13 protein-coding genes and 1 pseudogene are annotated in these 13,852 nt (G+C 63.4%); 10 read left to right on the top strand and 4 right to left on the bottom strand.

The features are described from left to right. Positions 1-53 precede the first annotated feature (53 nt). The 6 genes from H8A92_RS09930 to surE all read left to right on the top strand — a co-directional run bounded on the left by H8A92_RS09930 (position 54) and on the right by surE (position 5,134). Positions 54-287: a twin-arginine translocase TatA/TatE family subunit gene (locus H8A92_RS09930; RefSeq protein WP_163161112.1), complete on the top strand. Its 234-nt coding sequence runs from the start codon at positions 54-56 to the stop codon at positions 285-287. Positions 288-448: 161 nt separating this feature from the next. Next, positions 449-949 (top strand): Sec-independent protein translocase protein TatB, encoded by a 501-nt coding sequence (gene tatB, locus H8A92_RS09925; protein WP_229195640.1) that lies wholly within the window; start codon positions 449-451, stop codon positions 947-949. After that, positions 946-1,746 (top strand): twin-arginine translocase subunit TatC, encoded by an 801-nt coding sequence (tatC, locus tag H8A92_RS09920; protein WP_229195639.1) that lies wholly within the window; start codon positions 946-948, stop codon positions 1,744-1,746. Before tatB ends, tatC begins: the two co-directional genes overlap by 4 nt. Before the next feature lie 202 nt (positions 1,747-1,948). Further along, complete coding sequence (serS, locus tag H8A92_RS09915) at positions 1,949-3,280, top strand: serine--tRNA ligase (protein WP_229195638.1); 1,332 nt, start codon at positions 1,949-1,951, stop codon at positions 3,278-3,280. A gap of 16 nt (positions 3,281-3,296) precedes the next feature. After that, positions 3,297-4,289: a hypothetical protein gene (locus H8A92_RS09910; protein ID WP_229195637.1), complete on the top strand. Its 993-nt coding sequence runs from the start codon at positions 3,297-3,299 to the stop codon at positions 4,287-4,289. A gap of 77 nt (positions 4,290-4,366) precedes the next feature. Continuing rightward, positions 4,367-5,134 carry a 5'/3'-nucleotidase SurE gene (surE, locus tag H8A92_RS09905; RefSeq protein ID WP_229195636.1) on the top strand — a complete coding sequence of 256 codons (768 nt, stop codon included), beginning with the start codon at positions 4,367-4,369 and terminating at the stop codon, positions 5,132-5,134. A 17-nt stretch (positions 5,135-5,151) separates the two neighbouring features. On the opposite strand, the gene H8A92_RS09900 is transcribed toward surE, so the two are convergent. Beyond that, positions 5,152-5,529 carry a response regulator gene (locus tag H8A92_RS09900; protein ID WP_163158269.1) on the bottom strand — a complete coding sequence of 126 codons (378 nt, stop codon included), beginning with the start codon at positions 5,527-5,529 and terminating at the stop codon, positions 5,152-5,154. 379 nt (positions 5,530-5,908) lie between these two features. Here H8A92_RS09900 and H8A92_RS09895 point away from each other — a divergent pair, with 379 nt between their 5' ends. Continuing rightward, positions 5,909-6,559, top strand: coding sequence for a protein-L-isoaspartate(D-aspartate) O-methyltransferase (locus H8A92_RS09895; RefSeq protein WP_229195635.1), 651 nt, complete (start codon positions 5,909-5,911; stop codon positions 6,557-6,559). 110 nt (positions 6,560-6,669) lie between these two features. After that, positions 6,670-8,050: pseudogene (locus H8A92_RS09890) on the top strand (peptidoglycan DD-metalloendopeptidase family protein). 99 nt (positions 8,051-8,149) lie between these two features. On the opposite strand, the gene H8A92_RS09885 reads toward H8A92_RS09890, so the two are convergent. From H8A92_RS09885 to H8A92_RS09875, 3 genes are all read right to left on the bottom strand, one after another. After that, entirely contained in the window at positions 8,150-9,679 is a 1,530-nt protein-coding gene (locus H8A92_RS09885; protein WP_229195634.1) for a porin, read from the bottom strand. 457 nt (positions 9,680-10,136) lie between these two features. After that, a complete protein-coding gene (locus H8A92_RS09880; RefSeq protein WP_229195633.1) occupies positions 10,137-10,610 on the bottom strand; it encodes a hypothetical protein in 474 nt (157 codons plus the stop codon). Positions 10,611-10,676: 66 nt separating this feature from the next. Next, positions 10,677-11,660 (bottom strand): ATP-binding protein, encoded by a 984-nt coding sequence (locus tag H8A92_RS09875; RefSeq protein ID WP_229195632.1) that lies wholly within the window; start codon positions 11,658-11,660, stop codon positions 10,677-10,679. Positions 11,661-11,850: 190 nt separating this feature from the next. On the opposite strand from H8A92_RS09875, the gene yajC reads away from it, so the two are divergent. Both yajC and secD read left to right on the top strand, forming a co-directional pair. Then, on the top strand, positions 11,851-12,207 hold the full coding sequence (gene yajC, locus H8A92_RS09870; protein ID WP_021081225.1) for a preprotein translocase subunit YajC: 357 nt from the start codon (positions 11,851-11,853) through the stop codon (positions 12,205-12,207). Between the two features lie 40 nt (positions 12,208-12,247). Next, on the top strand, positions 12,248-13,843 hold the full coding sequence (gene secD, locus H8A92_RS09865; protein ID WP_163158280.1) for a protein translocase subunit SecD: 1,596 nt from the start codon (positions 12,248-12,250) through the stop codon (positions 13,841-13,843). Positions 13,844-13,852 lie beyond the last annotated feature (9 nt).

Raw genomic sequence — 13,852 nt, 5'->3', positions numbered from 1 at the left:
ACTTCCGGCCATGTTTCAGGCCGGTCCGCCGGCCATTTCTGGAGGGTTGCAGGATGGGTTCGCTGAGCATTTGGCACTGGATCGTCGTGATCGCAGTGGTCCTGCTGCTGTTCGGACGCGGCAAGATTTCGGACCTGATGGGTGACGTCGCCCAGGGCATCAAGGCCTTCAAGAAGGGCATGCAGGACGACGACAAGGTCGTGGAGAAGACCGAGCCCACCAAGTCGATCGATCACAATTCGACGCCGTCCGCCGCGCGCCAGGACGTCGGCAGCAAGGCCGTCTAACGCGCTTGCACTGTCGCATATTTCGACGTTTTTCCTTGCGCGAAACGGTGACGCCGTCGCAGAGACGCGCTATGGACGCCGATTGAGAAAAGGCGCCGGCAGCCCCAGATCCTGTCAGGGACCGATGGGGCCGATGGCGGCGCGCTTAGGCGGAAGAATTCATGTTCGATATCGGGTGGAGTGAACTGGTCGTCATCGCGGTCGTCGCGCTGATCGCCATCGGCCCGAAAGAACTGCCGGGCGTGCTGCGCATGGTCGGGCAATGGATGGGCAAGGCGCGGAGGATGGCCTCCGAATTCCAGGGCCAGTTCCAGGAAGCCATGCGCGAGGCCGAGATGGCCGACCTCAAGAAGAGCTTCGACGAGGTCAGGGAAGCCGCAACGGGCATCACCAGTGGCAACATCATGACCTCGCTGCAGAAGGACGTCAGCGACGCCCTGCAGATCGACAAGCCGGTCGATGCCCAGGTCGCCTCCGCGATCGACGCGCCGGTGACGCCCACGACACCTGCCGAGCCGACACCGGAAACCTTCGTCGAGGCTGAGACGCACGCTGCCACTGGCGAGCCGCTCGCGATCGCCAATGAGGTGAAGCCCGAACCTGCGCCGCAGGACGTGACGCCGGCAGAGCCCGACGTGCTGAAGGACGCGAGGGCGTCATGAGCGCCGAAGACATCGAGGCCTCCAAGGCCCCCTTGATGGATCATCTGATCGAGCTGCGCTCGCGTCTGATCAAGGCGCTGCTCGGCTTCGCCGTGGCGTTCATCATCTGCTTCTTCTTCGCCAAGCAGATATTCAACGTCCTGGTCTGGCCGTTCATCTGGGTGGCAGGACCGGAGAATTCGAAATTCATCTACACGGCGCTGCTGGAGTATTTTCTCACCCAGCTCAAGCTCGCAATGTTCGGGGCCGCCTTCATCTCGTTCCCGATCGTCGCGGGACAGGTCTACATGTTCGTGGCGCCCGGGCTCTACAAGCATGAGCGCAATGCTTTCCTGCCGTATCTGGTCGCGACACCGATTTTCTTCGTGATGGGCGCGATGCTGGTCTACTTCGTGGTTTTCCCGATGTTGACCCGTTTCTCGCTCGGCATGCAGCAGACCGCCGGCGCGGAGACCGCCCAGATTCAGCTGCTGCCCAAGGTCGGCGAATATCTCTCGCTGATGATGTCGCTGATCTTTGCCTTTGGCATCGCGTTCCAGCTGCCGGTGATCCTGACGCTGCTTGGCCGGATCGGCATCGTCAACTCGAAGATGCTGAAGGAGAAGCGGCGCTACTTCATCGTCGTCGCCTTCATCATCGCCGCAGTGCTGACGCCGCCCGACGTGCTGAGCCAGGCCTCGCTCGCGATCCCGCTGCTGGCGCTCTATGAGGGCGCCATCATCGCCGTCCGCATGGTGGAGAAGAAGGCCGCGACCACCTCAGCCGCGGCGCCGTCGGCGACCAATCCGGCGGAATAGGGCGGTTTTTCCACGCACTCGGTGTCATACCCCGCGAAAGCGGGGTATCCAGTACGCCGCGGCTTCTCGGTGGCACGCCGACGTCTCTGGAATACTGGATCGCCCGCCTTCGCGGGCGATGACAGTTGTGCTAGTTGAGGCACGCTGCAAAACGTTGACATACAACGTTATCTGCAAGAGCGACGTTAGGACCTCGACTGCCATGCACGACATCAAAGCGATCCGCGACAACCCGACAGAATTCGACGCCGGCCTGAAACGCCGCGGACTCGGGCCCCTGTCGCCGTCGCTGCTGGCGATCGACGAGAAGCGGCGGGCTGCGATCCTGGCGTCCGAGCAGGCCCAGGCGCGGCGCAATGCGGCCTCCAAGGAGATCGGCGACGCCAAGAAGGCGAAGGACGAGGCGCGCGCGGCCAAGCTGATGGCGGAAGTCGCCGAGCTGAAGACCACGATGCCGCAACTCGAGCTGGCGGCGAAAACGTTCGATGATGAGCTGACCAAGGAGCTATCGTCGATTCCCAATTTGCCGCTCGACGAGGTGCCCGACGGCACCGACGAGCATGGCAATGTCCAGCACCATGTGTTCGGCAAGAAGCGCGACTACGGCTTTGCACCGAAGCTGCACGATGATCTCGGCACCGCGCTCGGATACATGGATTTCGAGGCGGCGGCGAAATTGTCCGGCGCGCGCTTCGTCGTGCTGAAGAAGGGGCTGGCGCGACTCGAGCGTGCGATCGGGCAGTTCATGCTCGACCTGCACACCGGCGAGCACGGCTATGCCGAGATCAATCCGCCGCTGCTGGTGCGCGACGCCGTGATGTTCGGCACCGGCCAATTGCCAAAATTCGAGGACGACCAGTTCTGGGCGATCAAGGGTGAATTGCTCTCGACACCGAATGCCGATCTGCGCAGCGAGCGGCTCGGGCTGATTCCGACCGCCGAAGTGTCGCTGACCAACCTCGCGCGCGAATCCATCCTCGACGAAAGAGAGCTGCCGATGCGGCTCACTGCGCTGACGCCGTGCTTCCGCGCCGAGGCGGGCGCGGCGGGACGCGATACGCGCGGCATGATCCGGCAGCACCAGTTCACCAAGGTGGAGCTGGTGTCGATCACGACGCCCGAAGCCAGCAAGGACGAACTCGAGCGGATGCTGTCCTGCGCCGAGCAGGTGCTGCAGAAACTCGATCTGCATTATCGCGTGATGACGCTGTGCGCCGGCGACATGGGCTTCTCCGCGCAGAAGACCTACGACATCGAGGTTTGGATGCCGGGGCAGGGCGACGGCGGCGCCTATCGCGAGATTTCGAGCTGCTCGGTGTGCGGCGATTTCCAGGCCCGCCGCATGGACGCGCGCTATCGCGGCCCCGACGGCAAGCCGCGCTTCGTACATACGTTGAACGGCTCCGGCACGGCAGTCGGGCGCGCGTTGATCGCTGTGATGGAGACCTACCAGCAGCAGGACGGTTCGATCGCGGTGCCCGATGTGCTGCAGCCCTATATGGGCGGGCTCAAGGTCATCGAGCACGGCATGTGAGGCGAGGGCGAGTGTGATGCCGCTCCACCGTGACATCCACTGGCTTGGCAAGCAATGGGCCGTCACCGGCCATGGTCTGCAGCTGATCAACCAGAAGCAGATGGGCTATTACGACATCGAGGCCGCGCGCCTGTGGGAAGCCCGCGTGATCGAGGTGCAATCGAAGGCCTGGATCGACCGAGTGGACTTCGACAACGCGCTGGAGATCGCACGCGGCAAGTTCGCACACCTTGCACCGGCCGATCTGCCACCACCATCGGCGGCGGTCGCGTCGCCGCCGCCTCCAGTCAGGGCCACGCCACCTGCTGCGCCGCTTGAGCCGACATCGGTGCCCTCCATCGAGGAGTTGCTTGCGCGGCTGAAATCGAAATCGGCAGCGGCGGCGCCCGTCGCAAGACCGGCCGAGGCTCCCGCACCGGCGCCGCCCAAACCCGAACCGCCGAGGCTTGAGCCTCGTAAGGTCGAACCGACCAGAGCCGAGCTCCTCAACCCGGAGCTTGCGAATCCTCCAAAGCCCCAGCTGCGCCCAGCCGCGTTGGTCGCCCCCGAGCCGTCCAAACCTGAGGCCCGGAAGTCTGAACCGCCCAAGGTTGAACCTATCAAGGCTGAACGGCTAAAGGCTGAACCGATCAAGGCTGAACTTCTCAAGCCTGAAACCATCAAGCCCGAGCCAGCCAAGCCTGAGCCAGTCAAAGCTGAGCCTGCCGAACGCGAGGCTTCCAGGCTTGAACCTTCGAAGCCTGAATCTTCGGAGCCCGAACCCGTGGCGCTCAGGTCCGTGGCGCTCAGGTCCGTGGCTCTCAAGCCCGAAATGCGCCAGGCCGCACCGGCCAAAAAACTCCAGCCGCCGCCGCTGACACCCGTTATCACGGTCGTCCGGCGGCCGGCCCAACCGGCCTGGCCGGTGTTCGACCGCAAGATCGCCGGCAGCGGTAGGTTTGTGCGTCCATGGCGTGTCACGTCGACGCGATGGCACGGGCCGTCGTCAGGTTTGCCTCCGCGGCCCTAGCCGGTTAAGACGACAACAACCCAAGAAACTGCAACCCAAGAAAACTGCGTCGACCGGAACAAAAGGCACTTTGACGGATGCGAATTCTCTGCACCAATGATGACGGCATCCACGCTCCGGGCCTGCAGGTCGTCGAGCAAATCGCGCGCTCGTTGTCCGATGACGTCTGGATCGTTGCCCCCGAGCTCGATCAGTCCGGCGTCTCGCATTCACTGTCGCTCAACGATCCGCTGCGCCTGCGCGAGGTCAGCCCGCGTCATTTCGCGGTGCGCGGCACGCCGACCGATTGCGTCATCATGGGCGCGCGCCACATTCTCGGAGACAAGCTGCCGGATCTCGTGCTGAGCGGCGTCAACAAGGGCCGCAACGTTGCCGAGGACGTGGTCTATTCCGGCACCATCGCCGGCGCGCTGGAGGGCACCATTCTCGGCTTTCCGTCGTTTGCGTTGTCGCAGGAATTTTCAATCGAGACGCGTAACGCGCCGCTGTGGGACACGGCGCTGAAATTCGGACCCGACATCATCCGCAAGGTGATCGACGCGGGTGTACCGAGAAACACCGTCATCAACGTCAACTTCCCGTCGTGCATGCCCGATGACGTCAAGGGCATCAGGATCACGCGGCAGGGCAAGCGCAATCAGGGTTTTCTGAAGATCGATCGCCGTCACGACGGACGCGGCAATCCGTATTTCTGGATCGGCTTCGAGCGTGCGGCGATGATGGATACGCCGGCCGACGGCACCGATCTCGCCGCGCTGGCCGCGCGCTACGTCTCAGTGACGCCGCTGCGGCTCGACCGCACCGATGAAGCGTTTTCGGAAGCGCTGACCGCGACGCTGAAGTAATTCCGGGTGATCGATCGTTAGACTGGCGCACCCTTCATCGCGCTGGAGATCATCTGGGCCAGCGTTTCCAGCTGGAAGGGCTTTTGCAGCGCCGGACGGTCGCGATATTCCGGGGGCAGGCCGGACGAGCCGTAGCCGGTCGCGAAAATGAAGGGGCGGTTGCGGGCGTTGATCAGCTCGGCGACCGGGGTGATCACCTTGCCGTTGACGTTGACGTCGAGGATCGCGAGGTCGAATTCGGTCGATTGCGCGAGCTTGACCGCTTCGCCGATTTCGCCGGCCTCGGCCGCGACACTGTGGCCGAGTTCCTCCAGCATATCGGCGACCATCATCCGGATCATGACCTCGTCCTCCACGAGGAAAACTGAACAGCCCGCCGGCCGTATCGCTGTCATGATGGAATCCTTGCCCGTCCCTGAAACAGGCTCGCAAATAACGCTACAAGGCGCAATGCAAACGTTTGAGAATTATCCGGTTTCCAGCGTGCTACAGCTGTTTGCCGCAGCACGTTAACTGACTCGTTGCGCAAGATTCGTCCGGCGCGAGACGAACGACGCCTCAACCATGAGCCCACGTCCGCGCCCATCTAGCGTCAGCCGCGCATTGCCTCAGATTATATGGGAAGCTGCGACGTCGGCACCACATGAAATCGGGTGACGGTTCCTGACCGGGAACAAAAGGGGACGGGAAATTTTTCCTTAACGCGGTATTTCGGATTTCAATGGCATCAAGCGGAGCGAGATTCCGAGCTGCTGCCCAGAGACGCTGACGAACATGGCCGTGAACCCCGATCCGACCGAGAAGATGATGTTTCAGCTGACCCTGCGGCGGCGAGGGGTGAGCGATCAGGCGGTGCTGCGTACCATGGAAGAGGTGCCGCGCGAGGTGTTCGTCGATCCGCGCGATCGCAATTATGCTTATCGCGACAGCGCGCTGGCGATCGCCTGCGGGCAGACCATCAGCCAGCCTTTCGTCGTAGCCTACATGACCGAGCAGCTGCATTTGCAGAAGGACCACCGCGTGCTCGAGATCGGCACCGGCTCGGGCTACCAGGCGGCCGTGCTGTCCAGGCTGTGCAAGCAGGTCCTGACCATCGAGCGCTACCGGACGTTGGCCGACGGAGCCCGCAAGCGGCTCGAAAAGCTGGGCTACTACAATATCGAGGTGCTGCTCGGAGACGGCTTCGACGTCCCGGCTGGCGCGGGCGATTTTGATCGCATCATCGTCACCGCGGCGATGGAGCAGATTCCGGAGAAGCTCCTGGAGCGGCTCGATCCCGGCGGCATCCTGATCGCCCCGGTCGGACCGCATCAGGGCACGCAGACCCTGGTCCGCATGGTACGGACGGAGAACGGCTTCGACCGCAAGGAACTGGTCGATGTCCGCTTTGTGCCGGCGCTGCCGGGAATCGCGCGCGAATTGTAAATTCGGCGATTTGCTGCTTGGCACCAACGCCTTATTCGCAGGGTTAAGCGGTTATTTACTCGGTACGTGTTTACTCAAAACAGTCTTTTGTTGCGTACGAGTGAGTAACCATGTCTGGGGTTGTTGAGTTGCTTCGCTCGCGTCGCGTACCGCAGGTTGCGGTGCTGACGCTGATGTCCATGGCTTTTGCCGGTTGCAGCGCCGACATGTCGTCGCGCTTCTCGCAAAATTCCTACTCGCAAAATCCGTTCGCGTTTGATCCGCAGCCGACCGGCACCGTGCAGGGGCCGCCGCCGCGCGAGTTGCCGCAATACGCGCGGCCGCGAACGCAACCGCAGTATTCACAGTACCAGTCACAGCCGCTGCCGCCGCCGGTTGCGGCGCCGCAGTCTTACCCGGTCGCCAATGCCAACGCTGGCGTCTCCGGAGGCGGCCGCGGGCTTTCGTCGTACACGCCGTCGCCCGCGCGCCCGCAGATCGAAGCCACCGGCACCGTTCCGCATTCGGTCGCCGCGGCGCATGCCGGCCATAGCGGCACCACCATCATCGTCGGCACCAGCGACACGCTGGAGGTGCTCGCGCGCCGCTACAACGTCTCGACCGCAGATATCCTGCGCGCCAACGGCTACAAGGGACCGCGCGCGCTGTCGCCCGGCCAGCAGCTGGTCATTCCGCGTCCAGGAGCAGTCGCCGCGGCTCCTGCGATGGCAGCCCCCGCCACCCGGCCGGTCGCTGTGGCAGCCGCGCCTGCTGGCGTGCACTACGTCAATCGTGGCGATACGCTGCACAGCATCGCGCGCCAGCACCACATCCCGGTGGCCGAACTCGCCCGCGCCAATAATCTCGACCAGTCGGCGAGGCTCAGCCTCGGCATGAAGCTCGTCGTGCCCGGCGCCAAGACAGCGATGGCTGCTACTGCCCCCGTCGCGCAACCGGTTGACTGCGCCGGTCGCTGCGGCCCCGGCCCCGGCCATGGCCACCCCGAAGGTCGTCGCCACGGCGCTGCCTCAGCAGAGTGCGCGGCTGGTGCAGCCGACTGCAGCTGTCGAACAACCGGCGGCCGCTGCTGAAGCGCCGGTCGCCACCAAGTCGAGCGACGCCACCGGCGCATTGCCGACCTTCCGTTGGCCGGTGCGCGGCAAGGTCATCACCGCTTATGGCTCGAAGACCAACGGCAAGGTCAATGACGGCATCAACGTCGCGGTGCCCGAAGGCACGCCGGTGAAGGCAGCCGAAGACGGCGTCGTCGCATACTCCGGCAGTGAGCTGAAGGGTTACGGCAATCTCGTGCTGGTTCGCCATTCCAACGGCTACGTCACCGCTTACGCCCATGCGAGCGAAATCCTTGTGAAGCGCGGCGATACCATCAAGCGCGGCCAGGTGATTGCCAAGTCCGGTCAGTCGGGTGAGGCGGGCTCGCCGCAACTGCACTTCGAGATCCGCAAGGGATCGTCCCCGGTCGATCCGCTCCAGTTCCTCAACGGCGCGTAAGTTACGCGCCGGGACTTCCAAGTCTCACAACAAAGACAACGGGGGAGGCGCAAGCCTCCCCCGTTTTGTTTTTGATCCAGAGCGCTCTCGGAGATGGCTCTAGAAGTCGAACGTCATGCCGGTCGTGACCGCGCTCGCCTTGTTGCCGGCGACCACGTTGTTGTTGGCGTCGCGTCCGCACACGCCGTAGCCATGACCGCTCACGCCAAGGCAGTAGTGAGCGCCGGGGCCGTTGCGCAGATAGCTGCCGACGAGATACCAGGTTGCGAACGGGCTGAAGTGGTACTTGACGCCTGCCGCATATTGATCGGCGCTGCTGTCCACGCTGTTGAGTGCAAAGTCGGCCGAGCCGGCCGGCGGAGCGACCGTGTAGTTGTTGAATACGCCGGTCCCGGGCGAGCCCGGCGAGGCGTTGGCGTGAGCCCAGGACGCACTGACATCCCAGGCGCCAACCGACTGCGTGGCGCTGATGAAGTAGCCGTCACGCGAGCGCTCGTTGAAGTCGGCAACGGTGTTCTCGCGCCGCATGATCTCATAGATGCCGTAGAGCTGCAGTTTGCCGATGCCGTCATTGAAGCCATAGCCGGCGCCGAGCTTCGCGGCCCATTCGTTGGCGATGCCGACGGCTCCGGGGGGCACGATCAACACGCCACCATTGCTGAGCGGCGTGACGGCCTCGTCACCGGTGCGGTTGGTGCCCTCATGCATCTCGTAGGCGGCGACCGCCGTGAACGGACCCTGGTTGTAGGTCAGCGAGGCGCTGTACAGATTACCGTACGAGCCATCGGTGCAGCCCTCCGGCGCCGAGGTCAACGGGAAGCCGCTGCCGCTGCCGCGCGCAGAAGTGCCGGGGCAGTTGAAGTCGCCGAGTGCGAAATCGCTGTTGTCCTTCGCCGTGTTCTGTCCGGGCGAGGCCATCAGAGTTGCCTGGAAACCGTTCCAGATCGGAGACTCGTACCAGACCGCGTGCGCTGCGCGCCAATCGAACTCTGCGCGCAGGTCGCCGCCGGTGTTGCCCATGATCGAATTGTAGTCGCCGAGCGTCGCCGAGAACGGATCGAACTTGGCGGTCGATTTCTTGTACGGCGTATCCGCCTTGCCGGCCTTGATCGCACCCCACGGTGTTTCCATTCCGATGAAGCTGTCGCGCGTGCCGAACGCGGCGCGTTCGGTCGGCGTAGCCGCGACCTCGACCAGGGATTCGAACTGGGCCACGGCGGCCCATCCGGCGAAGCCGTACGGCTCGAGGTTGTGGCGGGCACGCACGCCGAAATAGGTGAGGTTGCTCGCCACGCCGAACTTGTTGCCCTGATCGAACACGCCGGCGTTGAAGAAGTCGCCCGATAGATCGACGTGGCCGTAAAGGGTAACGGTGGTGTTGTCGACGAAGGCGTTGCCGCCGGGCGCCTTGCTGTAGATCGGCGCGCCACCGATGCTGACGACGGCATGTTCGGGAGCCGGCGGCGTTGGGGAGGGCGCAACGGCCGCGTGCTGGACCGGATTGCCCTTGGGCGTCGACGCTGCGGCCGGAGCCGGAGCGCTCGTGATGTGATTCACGCGATCCCTGAGTTGAGCGTTCTCCTTGGCGAGTTTTGCATTGTTTCGTTCGAGTGCATCCAGACGTGCCATGACGTCGTCGAGCGTTGCCGCATGTATCGGCTGTTGCGCGAGCGCCAGGCAAATCGCCGCGGATGCAGTCCCTACGAGAAGTCTCTTTTTCATTCGATCCCCCATTTGCCGATCACCTCAACGGGCTGCTGAGGCTGCAAACGGGTGGAAATGCTAATGTATACCAAATGCCAGATACACGGCTGATGAGTGAGCTGATGGCGATTAATCGCGGCATGTGACAAAATAGGTACGATGATACTATCGCAGTGCATCAATTTGTCGCACCGAGGTTTTTGGAATAAAATTTGACTTACTTAGATGGCGCTGAAGTAGCTGATAAAAATGCCCTTTTCGAATTATGTCGGTATTGCTGACAAATTATGAGTGCACTGCAACATAAAATGGCCGGTTTGGGATAATGAATGCCAAAATAGAGCCTGCTTTAGTAAAGGCATGCTTGGTTTGAGGTCTTATATTACCGCAGCGGATCGAGGCCGCCGGATATCTGCTCGACCATGTCGCGCAGGAATTGCGGCGGTCCATGCGCGTGCCATTCCCCGTCCGACTGCAGCAGCAGGGGCCGCCGCGTGTCACGGCTGAAGGCTTCGAGCCAAGTGCGCGCCTTTGCCTTCGGACGCTTCCCGATGGCGACCGCGACGTCGACCGGGATCGTCCGCCAGGCGAAGCTTGCGGGAAGGAAGATGAGATCGGATTTGTCCGGACGCATCCAGTCGGGCAGCGGGCTTGTCGGCGCCAGCCAGCCGCAGACGAAATTGTGGCAGGGGTCAACCGGGCGCTCGTGGTAGATCGTGCATTTGCCCGCGCTGCTGAACGGGCATGGCTGCCCCGGATAGACGTCGTGGTCACGAATCCGGATTTTCAGCCAGCCATCGCAGCACGCGGTGCACTCGCCACATCGTCTCGCAATCGCGCTTGGGTCGGCCGGCATGGACCGAGTGTACCCATGCCGCACCGAATTCAGAAGCCCCGCGCGTTGCCGGGCGCGCTACCCGGGCTACGCGCCGCTCAGCCGCACTCCGAGCCGGCCCGCGAGTTCCTGTGTGTACTGCCAGGCGACGCGGCCGGAGCGCGATCCGCGGGTGGTCGACCATTCGAGCGCCTCGCGCTCGAGTTCGTCCTCGGCGATCTTGATGCCGTAATGATCGCAATAGCCCTTCACCATCGCAAGGTACTCGTCCTGGCTGCAGCGATGGAAGCCGAGCCAGAGGCCGAAGCGATCCGACAGCGACACCTTTTCTTCGACCGCTTCGCCCGGATTGATCGCGGTCGAGCGTTCGTTCTCGATCATCTCGCGCGCCAGGAGATGTCGCCGGTTGGAGGTCGCATAGAGGATGACGTTGTCGGGGCGTCCCTCGATACCGCCTTCCAGCACGGCCTTCAGCGACTTGTACGAGGCGTCGTTGCCGTCGAAGGAGAGGTCGTCGCAGAACACGATGAAGCGGAACGAGGAGCTGCGCAGCAGCTCCATCAGGCCGGGCAGGCTTTCGATGTCCTCGCGATGGATCTCGATCAGCTTCAGCCGGTCGGCCGGCTTGCGGTCGACATTGATGCTGGCATGCGCAGCCTTGACCAGCGACGACTTGCCCATGCCGCGGGCGCCCCAGAGCAGCGCATTGTTGGCGGGCAGTCCGTTGGTGAAGCGCTCGGTATTCTCCATCAGGATATCGCGCATCCGGTCGACGCCCTTGAGCAGGCCGATCTCGACGCGGCTGACGCGCGGCACTGGAGCCAGCCGTCCGTCCGGATGCCAGACAAAGGCGTCCGCGGCACTGAGCGACTTGGCCGGATCGTGAGTCGGGGAGGCGGCTGCAAGCCGGCTGGCGATGGTCTCCAGGGCGTTCGCGATCCGCTCGACGGTTACGCCGTTGAGCTCCGTCGCCGGGCGTTTTGTCGCGGCTTTTGCAACGCTTTTGGCTGCCGCTTTGGAGGCGGTTTTGCTGGCTGTTTTGCTGGTGGTTTTCTTGGCTTTTTTCGGCATTTGTCCAGTTCCTGACGGCGCAGCCTTATCGGGCTGGCGGCGGTCCCGCAAGCGCCCTAAATGAAGGTCCGTTAACGTTGCAATTGGGACCGCGGCCGCTATAGTCCGCGCGAATTTGTCCGGACCGCCATACCGCCCCGACCCGAGGGCGCTGCCGGTCCTTTCCCGTCTTAATCCGAGGATCGTCCGAATGCTGATTACTCCTGCGTTTGCCCAGGCTGGAGCGAGTGGTGATACCAACAGCATGTTGATGTCGCTGCTGCCATTCGCGCTGATCTTCGTCATCATGTACTTCCTGATTCTGCGCCCGCAGCAGAAGAAGGTGCGCGATCATGCGGACCTCGTGAAGAACATCCGCCGTGGCGACACCGTGGTGACCTCTGGCGGCCTCGTCGGCAAGGTGACCAAGGTGGTCGACGACGACCAGATCGAGTTCGAGATTTCGGACGGCGTTCGCGTGCGGCAGATGCGCCAGATGATTTCGGGCGTGCGGACCAAGGGTGAGCCGGCGAAGGGCGACGCCAAGGACGAGGCGTCCGCGAGCTGATTGCCGCGGAGCCTTTTGCCGAATCTGACAGGTCAATTCGATGTTGTATTTCACGCGGTGGCGAGCGCTGGGGATTATCCTGATAGCGCTGGTGGTCTGCCTGTGCGCCGTGCCCAATTTCTTCCCCGAAGCGCAGGTCAAGACCTGGCCGGCCTGGGCGCAGCGGCGCCTCGTACTCGGTCTCGATTTGCAGGGCGGCTCGTATCTGTTGCTCGAGGTCGACTCCAACTATGTGAAGAAGGAGAAGCTCGAACAGATCCGCGACGATGCCCGGAAGGCGCTGCGCGATGCTCGGATCGGCTTCACCGGGGGAATCGTAATCCGCAACGACGGCGTCGAGGCCCGGATCGCGAAGGAGGCCGATGTTCCAGCGGCGTTGGCCAAACTTCGGGAGATCGCGCAGCCGATCGGCGGCCTGATCGGATCGAGCGGGCAGCGCGATCTTGAGGTGGCGGACGCCGGAGGCGGGCTGATCCGCATGACGATACCGCAAGCGGCCATGCTCGATCGCATGCGCAAGACCATCGAGCAGTCGATCCAGATCGTCGAGAAGCGCGTCAACGAACTCGGCACCGTCGAGCCCTTGATCCAGCGTCAGGGCACCGATCGCATCCTGGTGCAGGTGCCTGGCCTGCAGGACCCGACCCATCTGAAGGAGCTGCTCGGCAAGACCGCGAAGATGGAATTCCGCATGGTCGACACCACGGCGTCGCCCGATCAGGCCACGGTGCCGGTGGACTCGGAGCGGCTCGTGAGTGCGTCGCCGCCACCGGTTCCGTACATCGTGAAGAAGCAGGTGCTGGTTTCCGGCGCTGAACTCTCCGACGCTCAACCCGGTTTTGACCAGCGCACCGGCGAGGCGATCGTCAGCTTCAAGTTCAATACGTCGGGTGCCCGCAAATTCGCTCAGGCGACCGCCGATAACGTCGGCCAGCCGTTTGCGATCGTGCTTGACGGCAAGGTGATCTCGGCGCCCGTGATCCGCGAGCCGATCACCGGCGGACAGGGGCAGATATCCGGCAGCTTCACGGTGCAGTCCGCCAATGATCTGGCGATCCTGATGCGTGCCGGCGCGCTGCCGGCGCCCTTGACCGTGGTCGAGGAGCGCACCGTCGGTCCCGGCCTCGGGCAGGACTCGATCGAGAAGGGCGAGCTCGCGGCCTATGTCGGCTCGATCCTGGTCATCGTGTTCATGCTGCTCACCTACCGGCTGTTCGGGGTGTTCGCCAACATCGCCGTGGCCATCAACGTCGCCATGATCTTCGGGCTGCTGTCGCTGCTCAACGCCACGCTGACCTTGCCCGGCATCGCCGGCATCGTGCTGACCGTCGGCATCGCGGTCGATTCCAACGTGCTGATCTACGAGCGCATCCGCGAGGAATTGCGCGGCGGCCGCAACGCGATCTCGGCGATCGACGCCGGGTTCAAGCGGGCGCTGGCGACCATCCTCGACTCCAACATCACCACCTTCATCGCTGCCGCCGTGCTGTTCTACATCGGCACCGGACCGGTGCGCGGCTTTGCCGTGACGCTCGGCATCGGCATCATCACCACGGTGTTCACCGCCTTCACCATGACGCGCCTGATCGTCGCCGGGTGGGTGCGGTGGAAGCGGCCGCAAACCGTGCCGATCTGAGAGGCCTGT

It is taken from the genome of Bradyrhizobium acaciae, assembly GCF_020889785.1.
Classification (GTDB): Bacteria; Pseudomonadota; Alphaproteobacteria; order Rhizobiales; family Xanthobacteraceae; genus Bradyrhizobium; species Bradyrhizobium acaciae.
The sequence above is the reverse complement of the archived record's forward strand: the minus strand, read 5'-3'. Positions and strand labels throughout refer to the sequence as shown.

What these genes read in the sequence shown, in the direction of transcription:
- H8A92_RS09875 (WP_229195632.1), bottom strand. Translation starts at nt 11,660, where the DNA reads ATGCCGAAAAAAGCCAAGAAAACCACCAGCAAAACAGCCAGCAAAACC.
- H8A92_RS09895 (WP_229195635.1), top strand. Translation starts at nt 5,909, where the DNA reads ATGGCCGTGAACCCCGATCCGACCGAGAAGATGATGTTTCAGCTGACC.
- H8A92_RS09885 (WP_229195634.1), bottom strand. Translation starts at nt 9,679, where the DNA reads ATGGCACGTCTGGATGCACTCGAACGAAACAATGCAAAACTCGCCAAG.
- H8A92_RS09900 (WP_163158269.1), bottom strand. Translation starts at nt 5,529, where the DNA reads ATGACAGCGATACGGCCGGCGGGCTGTTCAGTTTTCCTCGTGGAGGAC.
- serS (WP_229195638.1), top strand. Translation starts at nt 1,949, where the DNA reads ATGCACGACATCAAAGCGATCCGCGACAACCCGACAGAATTCGACGCC.
- H8A92_RS09880 (WP_229195633.1), bottom strand. Translation starts at nt 10,610, where the DNA reads ATGCCGGCCGACCCAAGCGCGATTGCGAGACGATGTGGCGAGTGCACC.
- H8A92_RS09930 (WP_163161112.1), top strand. Translation starts at nt 54, where the DNA reads ATGGGTTCGCTGAGCATTTGGCACTGGATCGTCGTGATCGCAGTGGTC.
- secD (WP_163158280.1), top strand. Translation starts at nt 12,248, where the DNA reads ATGTTGTATTTCACGCGGTGGCGAGCGCTGGGGATTATCCTGATAGCG.
- H8A92_RS09910 (WP_229195637.1), top strand. Translation starts at nt 3,297, where the DNA reads ATGCCGCTCCACCGTGACATCCACTGGCTTGGCAAGCAATGGGCCGTC.
- surE (WP_229195636.1), top strand. Translation starts at nt 4,367, where the DNA reads ATGCGAATTCTCTGCACCAATGATGACGGCATCCACGCTCCGGGCCTG.
- tatB (WP_229195640.1), top strand. Translation starts at nt 449, where the DNA reads ATGTTCGATATCGGGTGGAGTGAACTGGTCGTCATCGCGGTCGTCGCG.
- yajC (WP_021081225.1), top strand. Translation starts at nt 11,851, where the DNA reads ATGCTGATTACTCCTGCGTTTGCCCAGGCTGGAGCGAGTGGTGATACC.
- tatC (WP_229195639.1), top strand. Translation starts at nt 946, where the DNA reads ATGAGCGCCGAAGACATCGAGGCCTCCAAGGCCCCCTTGATGGATCAT.